This is a genomic window from Streptomyces sp. NPDC057638, from assembly GCF_042800315.1.
GTDB lineage: Bacteria > Actinomycetota > Actinomycetes > Streptomycetales > Streptomycetaceae > Streptomyces.
The window spans coordinates 1-14,991 of record NZ_JBHVHF010000016.1 but is presented as its reverse complement, the minus strand read 5'-3'; the positions used below and the strand labels follow the sequence as shown (position 1 = coordinate 14,991).

Here is a 14,991-nt window from a genome sequence, read left to right as displayed (position 1 = left end):
GTTACACCGCCCTCATCAGCAGGGTCACGGCGATCAGCACCGCCGCACCTCCGAACATGGAGACGGCGTACGAGCGGACGTAGCCGTTCTGGAGCTTGCGCAGCCGGCCGGAGAGCCCGCCGACAGAGGCGGCCGTGCCGTTGACCACCCCGTCGACCAGCGTGTGGTCGACATAGACCAGGGAGCGGGTCAGATGCTCGCCGCCGCGGACCAGGACCACATGGTTGATGTCGTCCTGGTAGAGGTCGCGGCGGGCCGCCCGGGTCAGCAGCGAGCCGCGCGGCGCGGTGACCGGGACCGGCGCCCGCCCGTACATCCCCCAGGCGATGGCGGCACCGATGACCAGCACCACGACGGTGGCGGTGGTGACCGTCGCCGCGCTCAGCGGGGAGTGGCCGTGGTCCCAGCCGGTGACCGGCTCCAGCCACTTCAGGAAGCGGTCCCCGATGCCGAAGAAGGCGCCCGCGAAGACCGAGCCGAAGGCCAGCACGATCATCGGGATCGTCATCGACTTCGGCGACTCGTGCGGATGGGGCTCACGGCCCTCGGCGTCGGGCTGCCAGCGCTTCTCGCCGAAGAAGGTCATCAGCATCACCCGGGTCATATAGAACGCGGTGATGGCCGCGCCCAGCAGGGCGACCGAGCCGAGGATCCAGCCCTCGGTGCCGCCCTTGGCGAAGGCGGCCTCGATGATCTTGTCCTTGGAGAAGAAGCCGGAGAGCCCGGGGAAGCCGATGATGGCCAGATAGCCGAGGCCGAAGGTGACGAACGTGATGGGCATATAGCGGCGCAGCCCGCCGTACTTCCTCATATCGACCTCGTCGTTCATGCCGTGCATGACCGAACCGGCGCCGAGGAAGAGCCCGGCCTTGAAGAAGCCGTGCGTCACCAGGTGCATGATGGCGAAGACATAGCCGATGGGGCCGAGCCCGGCGGCCAGGATCATGTAGCCGATCTGCGACATGGTGGACCCGGCGAGGGCCTTCTTGATGTCGTCCTTGGCGCAACCGACGATCGCACCGTAGAGGAGCGTGACCGCGCCGACGATCACGACCACCAGCTGGGCGTCGGGCGCCGCGTTGAAGATCGCGCCGGAGCGGACGATCAGATAGACGCCCGCCGTCACCATGGTGGCCGCGTGGATCAGGGCCGAGACCGGGGTCGGGCCCTCCATCGCGTCCCCGAGCCAGGACTGGAGCGGCACCTGCGCCGACTTGCCGCAGGCGGCCAGCAGCAGCATCAGCCCGATCGCCGTCAGGGTGCCCTCGCTCGTCTTCGACGCGGAGTCCAGCACCGGCCCGAAGGCGAAGGTCCCGAAGGTGGTGAACATCAGCATGATGGCGATCGACAGACCGATGTCACCGACCCGGTTGACCAGGAAGGCCTTCTTCGCTGCCGTCGCCGCGCTCGGCTTGTGCTGCCAGAAGCCGATCAGGAGGTACGAGGCGAGACCGACGCCCTCCCAGCCGAAGTACAGCAGCAGGTAGTTGTCGGCGAGGACCAGCAGCAGCATCGCCGCGAGGAACAGGTTGAGATAGCCGAAGAAGCGGCGGCGGCGCTCGTCGTGCTCCATATAGCCGATGGAGTAGATATGGATCAGGGTGCCCACACCGGTGATGAGCAGCACGAACGTCATCGACAGCTGGTCGAGCTGGAAGGCCATGTCCGCCTGGAAGCCCTCCACCGGGATCCAGGTGAACAGCCGCTGGTGCAGCGCGCGGTCATCGGCGCCCCGGCCGAGCATGTCGGCGAAGAGCACCACCGCGAGCGCGAAGGACACCCCGGCGAGCAGGGTGCCGATCCAGTGGCCGACGCGGTCGAGCCGCCGCCCGCCGCAGAGCAGCACCGCCGCTCCGAACAGAGGCGCCGCGATCAGCGGCGCGATCAGATTCTCCACGATTCAGCGACCCCTCAGAGCTTCATCAGGCTGGCGTCGTCGACCGAGGCCGAGTGGCGGGAGCGGAACAGCGACACGATGATCGCGAGCCCGATCACGACCTCGGCGGCGGCGACGACCATCGTGAAGAAGGCGATGATCTGTCCGTCGAGGTTGCCGTGCATCCGGGAGAAGGCGACGAGCGCGAGGTTGCAGGCGTTGAGCATCAGCTCCACACACATGAACACCACGATCGCGTTGCGCCGGATGAGGACACCGGCCGCGCCGATGGTGAACAACAGGGCGGCCAGATAGAGGTAGTTGACCGGACTCACCGCGTGGCCTCCTCTCCGTCACGGTCCCGCGGACGGTCCTCGGGACTCCGTTCACCGGGAGCGCCGGGGGCTCCGGGAGCGCCGGGGGTGCCGGGATCGTCCGGATCCGGGCCGTGTCCCGTCCGCCCCAGCCGCCGCTCCGAGCGACGCTCCAGGGCCTTGAGGTCCTCCAGCGCCTGGGTGGAGACGTCCCGGATCTGGCCGCGTTCGCGCAGGGTGCGGCTGACCGTCAGATCGGACGGGGTGCCGTCGGGCAGCAGTCCGGCGATGTCCACCGCGTTGTGCCGGGCGTAGACGCCGGGGGCGGGCAGCGGCGGCAGGTGCTTGCCCTCGCGTACGCGCTGCTCGGCCTGCTCCCGCTGCGTCTTCACCCGCTCGGTGCGCTCCCGGTGGGTGAGGACCATGGCGCCGACGGCGGCCGTGATCAGCAGGATGCCGGTGATCTCGAAGGCGAAGACGTACTTGGTGAAGATCAGCGCCGCGAGTCCCTCGACATTGCCGCCGCGGGCGCTGTTGGCGGCGCCGAGCCCGTTGAACTGCTGGAGCGACGCCTGGCCGATCCCGGCGATCAGCAGGATCCCGAAGCCGAGGCCGCAGAGCACGGCGAGCCAGCGCTGGCCCTTGATGGTCTCCTTCAGCGAGTCGGCGGCGGTGACACCGACCAGCATGACCACGAAGAGGAAGAGCATCATGATCGCGCCGGTGTAGACGACGATCTGGACGACGCCGAGGAAGTAGGCGCCGTTGGCGAGGTAGAAGACTGCCAGAATGATCATGGTCCCGGCGAGACAGAGCGCGCTGTGCACGGCCCGCCGCATCAGGATGGTGCACAGGGCTCCGATCACCGCGATCGTGCCGAGCACCCAGAACTGGACCGCCTCCCCGGTCGAGGTGACCGTCGCGGCGAGGCCGTTCACGCGACCGCCCCCTCGCCGCGCGCCGACGCCTCGTCCCCGGAGCCCGCGGTGGCCGCCGTGGCCTCGGCGGCCGCAGCGGCCTCGGGAGGTTCCTCCCCCTGGGACACGGCGACCTGACGGACCGTGCCCGGGGCGGCCTCGGTGACCCGCCCCCGGTAGTAGTCCTGTTCGTCGGTGCCGGGGTAGATCGCGTGCGGCGAGTCGACCATGCCCTCCTCCAGACCGGCGAGGAGCTGCTCCTTGGTGTAGATCAGGTTCTCGCGGGAGCTGTCGGCCAGTTCGAAGTCGTTGGTCATGGTCAGCGCCCGGGTGGGGCACGCCTCGATGCAGAGCCCGCACAGGATGCAGCGGGCGTAGTTGATCTGGTAGACGCGGCCGTAGCGCTCGCCCGGCGAGTAACGCTCCTCGTCGGTGTTGTCCGCGCCCTCCACGTAGATCGCGTCGGCCGGACAGGCCCAGGCGCACAGCTCGCACCCCACACACTTCTCCAGCCCGTCCGGATGGCGGTTGAGCTGGTGGCGGCCGTGGAAGCGGGGAGCGGTGACCTTCTGCTGCTCCGGATACTGCTCGGTGAGCCGCTTCTTGAACATGGCCTTGAAGGTCACACCGAACCCGGCGACCGGGTTCTGGAAGCCGCCCTCCGGGTTCCCGCCGGCCGTGTCCCGCGCGGATACGGCGGGCTGACCGGACTGACCGGGCTGCGCGGCCTCGCCCGCCCGCTCCGCCTTCTCCAGCCCTCCGGCCGTCTCGGGCTGCTGGGAGCGTGAACGTTCGTCAGACACCGTCGGCCTCCTTTCCGTCGCGAGGATGTCCACCCCGGGCACTGTCACTGTCAGTATCGGGAGCACCACTGACAATCAGCTCGCGCTCCCGCCGGGGACGCCTGCGCGGCACGGGCGGCAGGCTCTGTCCGGGCAGTGGCGGTACGGGGAAACCGCCCGCCATCGGGTCGAAGGGCTCCGGCGCGCCCCGGGCGGCCTCGCCGTCGCGGCCGTCCCGGCCCCGGAAGGCGTCGACCACGAAGGAGAGCAACAGGACGGCGATGACCGCCCCCGCCACGTACAAGAGGATCTGCTGGAAGTCGTAGTTCTCGTTCCGCAGCGCGCGGACGGTGGCGACGAGCATCAGCCAGACCACCGAGACCGGGATGAGGACCTTCCAGCCGAGCTTCATCAGCTGGTCGTAGCGGACGCGTGGCAAGGTGCCGCGCAGCCAGATGAAGAAGAAGAGCAGCAGCTGCACCTTGAGGACGAACCAGAGCATCGGCCACCAGCCGTGGTTGGCGCCCTCCCAGAAGGTGGAGATCGGGTAGGGCGCGCGCCAGCCACCGAGGAAGAGGGTGACGGAGACGGCGGAGACGGTGACCATGTTGACGTACTCGGCCAGCATGAACAGCGCGAACTTGATGGAGCTGTACTCGGTGTTGAAGCCGCCGACCAGGTCGCCCTCGGACTCGGGCATGTCGAACGGCGCCCGGTTGGTCTCCCCGACCATCGTGATCACATAGATGATGAAGGAGACCGGCAGCAGGATCACGAACCACCGGTCGGCCTGCGCCTCCACGATCCCCGACGTCGACATCGTCCCGGAGTAGAGGAAGACGGAGGCGAAGGCGGCGCCCATGGCGATCTCGTACGAGATCATCTGCGCGCAGGAGCGCAGGCCCCCCAGGAGCGGATAGGTGGAGCCGGAGGACCAGCCCGCCAGCACGATGCCGTAGACCCCGACCGAGGCCACCGCCAGGATGTAGAGCATCGCGATCGGCAGATCGGTCAGCTGCATGGTGGTGCGCTGGCCGAAGATGGAGATCTCGTTGCCCGCGGGCCCGAAGGGGATCACCGCGATGGCCATGAAGGCGGGGATCGCGGCGGCGATCGGCGCGAGGATGTAGACCACCTTGTCCGCGCGCCGGACGATCACATCTTCCTTGAGCATCAGCTTGACGCCGTCGGCGAGGGACTGGAGCAGCCCCCAGGGGCCGTGCCGGTTGGGTCCGATGCGCAGCTGCATCCAGGCGACGACCTTGCGCTCCCAGACGATGGAGAAGAGCACGGTCACCATCAGGAAGGCGAAGCAGAACACCGCCTTGAGCAGGACCAGCCACCAGGGGTCGCGGCCGAACATCGACAGGTCCTCGGCGGCGAGCACCCGCTGGGTCGTGGCGAGGCCGTTCACGCGTCCACCTCCACGGTGGCGTCGGCGGGAGCGATCGAGACCAGCTCGCCGGGAAGGGCCCCGGTGTCGGCGGCGATGCCACCGCCGGTGGAGTTCAGCGGCAGCCACACCACCTGGTCGGGCATCTCGGTCACCTCCAGCGGCAGCCGTACGGTGCCGGTGGGCCCGGTGACGGCCAGCGTCCGGCCGTCGGCGATCCCGGCCTCGGCGGCCGTGGCGGCGGAGAGCCGGGCGACGGCGGCGTGCCGGGTGCCCGCGAGCGCGGTGTCACCGCGCTGGAGCAGACCCTGGTCGAGCAGGAGCCGGTGTCCGGCGAGCACCGCCTGGCCCGCGCCGGGGCGGGGCAGCGGACGGGCCGCCTCCATGGGTTCGGTGGACCGGGGTCCGGCCCAGCTCCCGAACCGCTCCAGCTCGCGCCGGACGGCGGCCAGATCGGGCAGCCCCAGGGGCACGTCCATCGCGTCGGCGAGCATATGCAGCACCCGGGAGTCGGCCGGGGCGAGCCGCCGGGTCATCTGCTCGGGCTTCAGCGCCGCCTCGAACATCCGGGCCCGGCCCTCCCAGTTGAGGAAGGTGCCGGACTTCTCGGCGACGGCGGCGACCGGGAAGACCACGTCCGCCCGCTCGGTGACCTCGCTGGGGCTCAACTCCAGGGAGACCAGGAAGCCGACGGCGTCCAGCGCCGCGCGGGCGCGCGCCGGGTCGGGCAGATCGGCGAGTTCGACCCCGGCGACGAGGAGGGCGCCGAGTTCGCCGTCGGCCGCGGCCGCCACGATCCGGCCGGTGTCCCGTCCGTACTCCCGCGGCAACTCCCGTACCCGCCAGATCTCGGCGGTCTCCTCGCGCGCCCGCGCGTCGGCCGAGGGGCGTCCGCCAGGCAGCAGGGAGGGCAGCGCGCCCGCCTCGACGGCGCCGCGCTCACCCGCGCGGCGGGGGATCCACACCAGGGCAGCGCCGAGGGCGGTGGCGGCGCGGACGGCGGCGGTCAGTCCGCCGGGCACCGCCGCGAGCCGCTCGCCGACCGCGATGACCGCGCCCTCGGCGCGCAGCGCCTCGGCGGCCTCGGCGCCGCTCTCGTCGAGTCCGACCCGGGAGGCGAGCGCGTCCAGCCACTCGGTCTCGGTGCCGGGCGCGGCGGGCAGCAGCGTCCCGCCGGCCTTCGCCAGCCCGCGCGTGGCGTGTGTGGCGAGGGCGTAGGTGCGCTGGCGGTGCTTGCGGTGCGCCTTGCGCAGCCGCAGGAAGACCCCGGGGGCCTCCTCCTCGGACTCCAGGCCGACCAGCAGCACGGCGGGCGCCCGCTCCAGTACGGAGTTGGTGACCCCGGTGCCGTCCAGGTCCCGGCCCCGGCCCGCGACCCTGGCGGCGAGGAAGTCCGCCTCCTCGGCGGAGTGGGTACGGGCGCGGAAGTCGACGTCGTTGGTGGCGAGGGCGACCCGGGCGAACTTGGCGTAGGCGTAGGCGTCCTCGACGGTCAGCCGTCCGCCCGCCAGCACCCCGGCCCGGCCGCGCGCGGCGAGCAGTCCCTGGGCGGCGGCGGCCAGCGCCTCCGGCCAGCTCGCGGGCTGGAGCACCCCGTCGGCGTCCCGCACCAGCGGGGTGGTGAGCCGGTCCCGGGCCTGCGCGTAGCGGAAGCCGAACCGGCCCTTGTCGCAGATCCACTCCTCGTTGACCTCGGGGTCGTCGGCGGCGAGCCGCCGCATCACCTTGCCGCGCCGGTGGTCGGTGCGGGTGGCGCAGCCGCCCGCGCAGTGCTCGCAGACGCTGGGCGAGGAGACCAGGTCGAAGGGGCGGGAGCGGAACCGGTAGGCGGCCGAGGTGAGCGCGCCGACCGGGCAGATCTGGATGGTGTTGCCGGAGAAGTACGACTGGAACGGGTCGCCCTCGCCGGTGCCCACCTGCTGGAGCGCGCCCCGCTCCAGCAGCTCGATCATCGGGTCGCCCGCGACCTGGTTGGAGAAGCGGGTACAGCGGGCGCACAGCACACAGCGCTCGCGGTCCAGCAGCACCTGGGTGGAGATCGGCACCGGCTTCTCGAAGGTGCGCTTGCGCCCCTCGAACCGGGACTCGGCGCCGCCGTGGGACATGGCCTGGTTCTGCAGCGGGCACTCGCCGCCCTTGTCGCAGACCGGGCAGTCCAGCGGATGGTTGATCAGCAGCAGCTCCATCACGCCCTTCTGCGCCTTCTCGGCGACGGGCGAGGAGAGCTGGGTCTTCACGACCATGCCGTCGGTGCAGGTGATGGTGCAGGAGGCCATCGGCTTGCGCTGGCCCTCCACCTCCACGATGCACTGGCGGCAGGCGCCCGCCGGGTCGAGCAGCGGATGGTCGCAGAAGCGGGGGATCTCGATGCCGAGCAGTTCGGCGGCACGGATGACCAGGGTGCCCTTGGGAACGCTGATCTCGGCGCCGTCGATGGTGAGCGAGACGAGGTCCTCCGGGGGGACCGGCGCCTGGCCTCCTCCGGAGGGTGCGCTCGTGGTCACGGTCATGCCTTCACCTCCGTACGGTGGTCGGCCCACACGGTGGACTTCGCGGGGTCGAAGGGGCAGCCCTTGCCGGTGATGTGCTCCTCGTACTCCGCGCGGAAGTACCGCAGCGAGGAGAAGATCGGGGAGGCGGCGCCGTCGCCGAGGGCGCAGAAGGACTTGCCGTTGATGTTGTCCGCGATGTCGTGGAGCTTGTCGAGGTCGGAGAGGGTCCCCGAGCCGTTCTCGATGTCGCGCAGCAGCTGGACCAGCCAGTAGGTGCCCTCGCGGCAGGGGGTGCACTTGCCGCAGGACTCATGGGCGTAGAACTCGGTCCAACGGGTGACGGCCCGCACCACACAGGTGGTCTCGTCGAAGCACTGGAGCGCCTTGGTGCCGAGCATGGAGCCCGCGGCGCCGACGGCCTCGTAGTCGAGCGGCACATCGAGGTGCTCGTCGGTGAACATCGGGGTGGAGGAGCCGCCGGGGGTCCAGAACTTCAGCCGGTGTCCGGGCCGCATCCCGCCGCTCATGTCGAGCAGTTGGCGCAGGGTGATCCCGAGCGGGGCCTCGTACTGGCCGGGGCTGGCCACATGGCCGCTGAGGGAGTAGAGCGTGAAGCCCGGTGACTTCTCGCTGCCCATCGAACGGAACCAGTCCTTGCCCCGGTTGAGGATCGCGGGAACCGACGCGATGGACTCGACGTTGTTCACCACAGTGGGGCACGCGTACAGACCGGCGACCGCGGGGAAGGGCGGTCGCAGCCGGGGCTGGCCGCGCCGTCCCTCCAGCGAGTCGAGCAGCGCGGTCTCCTCACCGCAGATGTACGCGCCCGCCCCCGCGTGCACCGTGATGTCGAGATCGAGCCCGCTGCCGAGGATGTCCTTGCCGAGGTACCCGGCGTCGTACGCCTCGCGTACGGCCTCGTGCAGCCTGCGGAGTACGGGGACGACCTCACCGCGCAGATAGATGAAGGCGTGGTTCGAACGGATCGCGTAGCAGGCGATGATCATCCCCTCGATGAGGGAATGCGGGTTCGCGAAGAGGAGCGGGATGTCCTTGCAGGTCCCGGGCTCCGACTCGTCGGCGTTGACAACTAGATAGTGAGGCTTGCCGTCTCCCTGGGGGATGAACTGCCACTTCATCCCGGTGGGGAAGCCCGCGCCGCCCCGGCCGCGCAGCCCGGATTCCTTCACATAGGCGATGAGGTCGTCGGGGGTCATCGCGAGCGCCTTGCGCAGGCCCTCATAGCCCTCGTGACGGCGGTAGGTCGCCAGCGTCCAGGACTCGGGGTCGTCCCAGAAGGCGGAGAGGACCGGGGTGAGCAGTTTCTCGGGGCCGGTGCCTCCGCCGCTGGCCTCGCCGCTTCCGTATGCGGTCGACACGGTCATCACTCCCCCTCCTCGGTGGCCGGTCCCGGTGCGGGCCGCTCCTCGCTCACGGGGCCGGCCGGGTGGGCCGGGTCCGACGCCGATGTGCGCTGGGGCGCGTCATGGGAGCTGAGGTGCTGGGAGCCCGGCCCCGGCGGGGCGTCGGAAACGGCCTCGGCGCTCTCCCCGCGCGGGGAGACCACCCGGTGCGGGGTCTCGCCCTGGGCGAGCCGGAGCCCGATCAGCGAGGCGGGTCCGGCGCCCCCGCCGCCCGCGACGGCGCCGGGGCGCTCATCGGGGAACCCGGCGAGCACCCGGGCGGTGGCCCGGAAGTCGCAGAGCGGGGCGCCCCGGGTGGGCCGCACCTCGCGCCCGGCGCGCAGGTCGTCCACCAGCCTGCGGGCGGAGGGGATGTCCTGGTTGTCGAAGAACTCCCAGTTCACCATCACCACGGGGGCGAAGTCACAGGCCGCGTTGCACTCGATGTGCTCCAGGGTGACCTTGCCGTCCTCGGTGGTCTCGTTGTTGCCGACGCCGAGGTGCTCCTTGAGGTCCTCAAAGATGGCGTCACCGCCCATGACCGCGCACAGGGTGTTGGTACAGACCCCGACCTGGTAGTCCCCGGACGGCTTGCGCCGGTACATCGAGTAGAAGGTGGCGACCGCGGTGACCTCGGCGGTGGTCAGCTCCAGTGTCTCGGCGCAGAACTTCATACCGGTGCGGCTGACGTACCCCTCCTCCGACTGCACCAGATGGAGCAGCGGCAGCAGGGCCGAGCGGGAGTCCGGGTAGCGGGCGACGATCTCCTTGGCGTCCCGCTCCAGCCGGGTGCGGACCTCGGCCGGGTAGTCGGGTGCGGGAGGCTGGGGCATCCCCAGGTGCACCTCGGGTGTCGGCGACTGCGCCGTCATCGGTCGACGCCTCCCATCACGGGGTCGATGGACGCGACGGCGACGATGACATCGGCGACCTGGCCGCCCTCGCACATCGCCGCCATGGCCTGAAGGTTGGTGAAGGACGGATCCCGGAAGTGGACCCGGTAGGGGCGGGTGCCCCCGTCGGAGACGACATGGGCGCCGAGTTCGCCCTTGGGCGACTCCACGGCCGCGTACGCCTGGCCCGCCGGGACCCGGAACCCCTCGGTGACCAGCTTGAAGTGGTGGATCAGGGCCTCCATGGAGGTGCCCATGATCTTCTTGATGTGGTCCAGCGAGTTGCCGAGCCCGTCCGGCCCGAGCGCGAGCTGCGCGGGCCAGGCGATCTTCTTGTCGGCGACCATCACCGGCCCCGGCTCCAGCCGGTCCAGACACTGCTCGACGATCCGCAGCGACTGCCGCATCTCCTCCAGCCGGATCAGGAAACGACCGTACGAGTCGCAGCTGTCGGCGGTCGGGACCTCGAAGTCATAGGTCTCATAGCCGCAGTACGGGTCGGTCTTGCGCAGATCGTGGGCGAGCCCGGCCGACCGCAGGATGGGACCGGTGGCACCGAGCGCCATACAGCCGGTCAGATCGAGATAGCCGACGTCCTGCATCCGGGCCTTGAAGATCGGGTTGCCGGTGGCGAGCTTGTCGTACTCCGGCAGATTGCGCTTCATGGTCTTGAGGAACTCGCGGAGCTGGTCCACCGCGCCCGGCGGCAGATCCTGGGCGAGCCCGCCCGGACGGATGAAGGCGTGGTTCATCCGGAGCCCGGTGATCAGCTCATAGAGGTCCAGGATCAGCTCACGGTCACGGAAGCCGTAGATCATGATCGTGGTGGCGCCGAGCTCCATGCCCCCGGTGGCGATGCACACCAGATGGGAGGAGAGCCGGTTGAGCTCCATCAGGAGCACCCGGATCACCGTGGCCCGGTCCGGCACCTGGTCCTCGATGCCGAGCAGCTTCTCCACCGCCAGGCAGTACGCCGCCTCGTTGAAGAACGGCGTCAGATAGTCCATGCGCGTGACGAAGGTGGTGCCCTGGGTCCAGGTGCGGTATTCGAGGTTCTTCTCGATACCGGTGTGGAGGTAGCCGATGCCGCAGCGGGCCTCGGTGACGGTCTCGCCGTCGATCTCCAGGATCAGCCGGAGCACCCCGTGGGTGGACGGGTGCTGGGGACCCATGTTGACGACGATCCGCTCATCGTCGGCTCGCGCCGCCGACTGGACGACCTCGTCCCAGTCGCCGCCCGTGACGGTGTAGACGCGGCCCTCGGTGGTGTCGCGTGCCGAGGCGTGGGGAGTGGTCACGAGTACGACCTCCGCTGGTCCGGAGCCGGGATCTGGGCGCCCTTGTACTCGACGGCGATCCCGCCGAGCGGATAGTCCTTGCGCTGGGGGAAGCCCTGCCAGTCGTCCGGCATCATGATCCGGGTCAGGGCCGGGTGCCCGTCGAAGACGAGACCGAAGAAGTCGTAGGTCTCGCGCTCATGCCAGTCGTTGGTCGGATAGAGCGCGACCAGGGACGGGATATGGGGATCGTCGTCCGGGGCGGAGACCTCCAGCCGGATCAGCCGGCCATGGGTGAGCGAGCGCAGATGGTAGACCGCGTGCAGCTCACGGCCCTTGTCCTCGGGGTAGTGCACCCCGCTGACGCCGGTGCACAGCTCGAACCGGAGCGCGGGGTCGTTCCGCAGGGTGCGGGCGACGCTCAGCAGATGCTCGCGCTCGATATGGAAGGTCAGCTCGTTCCGGTCGACCACCGTCTTGGCGATGGCGTTCTCGGGCACGATCCCCTGCTCCTCCAGCGCCCCTTCGAGCTCGTCGGCGACCTCGTCGAAGTAGCCGCCGTAGGGGCGGGTCGCCTCACCCGGGAGCCGTACGGAACGGACGAGACCGCCGTAGCCGGAGGTGTCACCCCCGTTGTTGGCCCCGAACATGCCGTGCTGGACCCGGATCTCCTCGCCATGCTCACCACGCTGACCGGGGAGGTTCTGCTCGCTCAGTTCCTTCTCGGGGTTGGGCTGGTCACTCACTGCTCTCCCCTGTCCGTTCCCCTGCCGGTTCCCCTGTCCGCTGCCTCGCCCGCGTTTCTCGCCCGCGGGGCGCACAGACGCGCCTCACTCACTGGAGCAGCCCCTTCATCTCGATCGTCGGCAGCGCCTTGAGTGCCGCCTCCTCCGCCTCGCGGGCCGCTTCCTCCGCGTTGACGCCGAGCTTGGAGCTCTGGATCTTCTGATGGAGCTTCAGAATCGCGTCCAGCAGCATCTCCGGGCGCGGCGGGCAGCCGGGCAGATAGATGTCGACGGGAACGATGTGGTCGACGCCCTGCACGATCGCGTAGTTGTTGAACATGCCGCCGGAGGACGCGCACACCCCCATGGAGATGACCCACTTGGGGTTCGGCATCTGGTCATAGACCTGCCGGAGCACGGGCGCCATCTTCTGGCTGACGCGACCCGCCACGATCATCAGATCGGCCTGGCGGGGCGAGCCCCGGAAGACCTCCATACCGAAGCGGGCCAGGTCGTAGCGCCCGGCGCCGGTGGTCATCATCTCGATGGCGCAGCAGGCCAGTCCGAAGGTCGCCGGGAAGACCGAGGCCTTCCGCACCCACCCCGCCGCCTGCTCCACCGTGGTCAGCAGAAAGCCGCTCGGCAGCTTCTCTTCGAGTCCCATTGGTGCCTCTCAGCCCCTCAGTCCCCTCAGCCCCTGTTAGTCCCACTCCAGGCCGCCGCGCCGCCAGACATATGCGTAGGCGACGAAGACCGTGAGCACGAAGAGCAGCATCTCCACGAGCCCGAACAGCCCGAGGACGTCAAAGCTGACCGCCCAGGGGTAGAGGAAGACGATCTCGATGTCGAAGACGATGAAGAGCATCGCCGTCAGGTAGTACTTGATGGGGAAGCGCCCGCCGCCCGCGGGCGTGGGAGTGGGTTCGATGCCGCACTCATACGCTTCGAGCTTCGCCCGGTTGTACCTCTTGGGGCCGATAAGCGTGGCCATGACCACGGAGAAGATCGCAAACCCTGCCCCGAGGGCGCCGAGTACAAGGATGGGCGCGTAGGCATTCACCCTCCTCGCTCCTTCCAGTCGTCCTTGACCGATGGACCGCACCGGGCGTCATCGCACAGCCTCGAAGATCGTGTTCATGTGAGGCAGTTCACAAGCCCGACTTGCGCTGCATCCTATGCCCGCCGGTCTGTGATCTGCGACACGGGGTCGGTCATCGCCTTTGTGATCTCCACCACCCGGCGAACGATCATGAAGGCGGATGAGAGCTGATCTTCATACGTGAAGCGTGCGAGTGATCACGAGAGGTGACATTCACTTGCGTTACCGCTGGTCGGAGCGGTCTCGCACTATCAAGGATAGATACGCGGTGGCAAATTCGAGATCCGCCGCCCGGGATGATAGAGAACCAGCTCCCGCCCATCACCCGGTCATGGAGCGCGATGCGCGATGACCCGGCGTGTGCGGACGTTCACGAACGGTGCGCACGAGGGTCGGTGACGGTGCGCAGGGAGAGCGGCGCCCTCCGTGAGGGCCGCATGGCGCCCGGAGGGCCGGGGCAGGCGGACCCTCATGACCCCGCCGAGGCGATCCGCCCCCCGGCGTCACGAGCGTCGCGAGTGTCGCGGGCATCGCGGAACGCGACAGATCAGACACGTTCCGCGATCCACCCGTTATCCGGATGGAGCCTCCCCTCCGTCAGGGCGAGGAGAGGGAGGGGCGCCCACCAGAGCGCCTGTCATGTGACCTGCGCCACACCATGACGGGGCCGCCAAGTGGAGGGCTTGGCCAAGAGTGGCGAGCAGTGGTAGGCGGCTGGCAATTCGGACGTTTTCCCGAAAGTCGGTGATCAAGGCCGTGATCACAACTGTCCAGAATGCCCGTTAGGGCGTCAATAAAGGCCACCAGAAAGCGGATTGTAACGTTCCGATCGCAACTGTGGCGCACACCACGTTTCTTGTCGGGAACCGCGCGGGGCTGGTAGCGGTTGTCCCATGTCCCACACCGCTCACATACCCAGCCACCGGAAGCCCCGCCGTCGCAGCGCCTCGACCATGGCGCTCCGGGCCGGGGTTGCCGGTGGCGTTCTCAGCACCATCGCGGTGGCCGGATCCGCCGGAACGGCCAACGCCGAACCGGTGACCGAGACCATCGAGATGCCCACGGTCACCTCGGCCGGACTCGCCGAGGCCGTGACCCAGGCCGTCGAGACCCAGCGCCAGGCCGCCTTCGACCGCGATCTCCAGGCCCAGGAGGACGCCGCCGCCGTCCAGGCGGAGAAGGCCGCCAAGACCGCCAAGGCCGAGGCGATCCGCAAGGCCGAGGCCGAGCGCGCCGAGGAGAAGAAGCGTCAGCAGGCCGCCGAGCGCGCCTCGCGCACCGCCGAGCGCACCCAGCTCGCCGCCACCTCCGCCGACTCCGGCGAGGGCTCCGCCAGCTCCTCCGGCTCCTCCAGCAAGGCGTCGAACCGCGGCGAGAGCTCCTCCAAGGCGTCGGGCTCGGTCGCCACGGTCATCAGCTTCCTCAAGGCCCAGGTCGGCGACGCCTATGTCATGGGCGCCACCGGCCCCAACTCCTGGGACTGCTCCAGCCTGGTGCAGGCGGCGTTCCGTCAGGTCGGCGTCGACCTGCCCCGGGTGTCGCAGGACCAGTCGGTGGCCGGGCGCCAGGTGGGGACCTCCAACCTCAAGGTCGGGGACATCCTCTACTGGGGCAACGCGGGTTCCGCGTGGCACACCGGTGTCTACATCGGTGACGGCAAGTACCTGGACGCGGCCAACCCCCGTAAGGGCGTGGTCATCCAGGACCTGTCCGGGTACCCCGCGACCGGTGCGGTGCGGGTGCTCTGAGTCCGTCCTCCCCGATGCTCCGGGGAGTGCTCATCGCCGACGGGGTCGGCCGGGTTCCTCCCGGCCGGCCCT

The 14,991-nt window shown here is 69.6% G+C and carries 13 protein-coding genes; 1 reads left to right on the top strand and 12 read right to left on the bottom strand.

Going from position 1 to position 14,991, the window contains the following annotated elements; all coding sequences use genetic code 11:
* Position 1 precedes the first annotated feature (1 nt).
* The 12 genes from nuoL to ACFVIM_RS04030 form a co-directional block, all read right to left on the bottom strand.
* Complete coding sequence (gene nuoL, locus ACFVIM_RS04085; protein WP_384298111.1) at positions 2-1,897, bottom strand: NADH-quinone oxidoreductase subunit L; 1,896 nt, start codon at positions 1,895-1,897, stop codon at positions 2-4.
* 14 nt (positions 1,898-1,911) lie between these two features.
* Positions 1,912-2,211 (bottom strand): NADH-quinone oxidoreductase subunit NuoK, encoded by a 300-nt coding sequence (gene nuoK / locus ACFVIM_RS04080; RefSeq protein ID WP_384298109.1) that lies wholly within the window; start codon positions 2,209-2,211, stop codon positions 1,912-1,914.
* Positions 2,208-3,128, bottom strand: coding sequence for an NADH-quinone oxidoreductase subunit J (locus ACFVIM_RS04075; protein ID WP_384298107.1), 921 nt, complete (start codon positions 3,126-3,128; stop codon positions 2,208-2,210). The genes nuoK and ACFVIM_RS04075 overlap by 4 nt, the downstream gene beginning before the upstream one ends.
* Positions 3,125-3,733 (bottom strand): NADH-quinone oxidoreductase subunit NuoI, encoded by a 609-nt coding sequence (gene nuoI / locus ACFVIM_RS04070; protein ID WP_384298197.1) that lies wholly within the window; start codon positions 3,731-3,733, stop codon positions 3,125-3,127. The genes ACFVIM_RS04075 and nuoI overlap by 4 nt, the downstream gene beginning before the upstream one ends.
* A 169-nt stretch (positions 3,734-3,902) precedes the next feature.
* Positions 3,903-5,252, bottom strand: coding sequence for an NADH-quinone oxidoreductase subunit NuoH (gene nuoH, locus ACFVIM_RS04065; RefSeq protein ID WP_384298194.1), 1,350 nt, complete (start codon positions 5,250-5,252; stop codon positions 3,903-3,905).
* A 47-nt stretch (positions 5,253-5,299) separates the two neighbouring features.
* Complete coding sequence (locus ACFVIM_RS04060) at positions 5,300-7,792, bottom strand: NADH-quinone oxidoreductase subunit G (RefSeq protein ID WP_384298104.1); 2,493 nt, start codon at positions 7,790-7,792, stop codon at positions 5,300-5,302.
* On the bottom strand, positions 7,789-9,159 hold the full coding sequence (nuoF, locus tag ACFVIM_RS04055) for an NADH-quinone oxidoreductase subunit NuoF (protein WP_384298102.1): 1,371 nt from the start codon (positions 9,157-9,159) through the stop codon (positions 7,789-7,791). Before nuoF ends, ACFVIM_RS04060 begins: the two co-directional genes overlap by 4 nt.
* Positions 9,159-10,049, bottom strand: a complete 891-nt coding sequence (gene nuoE, locus ACFVIM_RS04050; RefSeq protein ID WP_384298100.1) for an NADH-quinone oxidoreductase subunit NuoE — start codon at positions 10,047-10,049, stop codon at positions 9,159-9,161. Before nuoE ends, nuoF begins: the two co-directional genes overlap by 1 nt.
* Complete coding sequence (locus ACFVIM_RS04045; protein WP_384298097.1) at positions 10,046-11,368, bottom strand: NADH-quinone oxidoreductase subunit D; 1,323 nt, start codon at positions 11,366-11,368, stop codon at positions 10,046-10,048. The genes nuoE and ACFVIM_RS04045 overlap by 4 nt, the downstream gene beginning before the upstream one ends.
* Positions 11,365-12,093, bottom strand: a complete 729-nt coding sequence (locus tag ACFVIM_RS04040) for an NADH-quinone oxidoreductase subunit C (RefSeq protein WP_384298093.1) — start codon at positions 12,091-12,093, stop codon at positions 11,365-11,367. Before ACFVIM_RS04040 ends, ACFVIM_RS04045 begins: the two co-directional genes overlap by 4 nt.
* Positions 12,094-12,181: 88 nt before the next feature.
* Positions 12,182-12,736, bottom strand: coding sequence for a NuoB/complex I 20 kDa subunit family protein (locus ACFVIM_RS04035; protein ID WP_384298091.1), 555 nt, complete (start codon positions 12,734-12,736; stop codon positions 12,182-12,184).
* A gap of 36 nt (positions 12,737-12,772) precedes the next feature.
* A complete protein-coding gene (locus tag ACFVIM_RS04030) occupies positions 12,773-13,132 on the bottom strand; it encodes an NADH-quinone oxidoreductase subunit A (protein ID WP_384298088.1) in 360 nt (119 codons plus the stop codon).
* Positions 13,133-14,064: 932 nt separating this feature from the next.
* Between ACFVIM_RS04030 and ACFVIM_RS04025 the strand changes: the two genes are divergently transcribed.
* Positions 14,065-14,919 carry a C40 family peptidase gene (locus ACFVIM_RS04025; RefSeq protein ID WP_384298086.1) on the top strand — a complete coding sequence of 285 codons (855 nt, stop codon included), beginning with the start codon at positions 14,065-14,067 and terminating at the stop codon, positions 14,917-14,919.
* Positions 14,920-14,991: the final 72 nt, after the last annotated feature.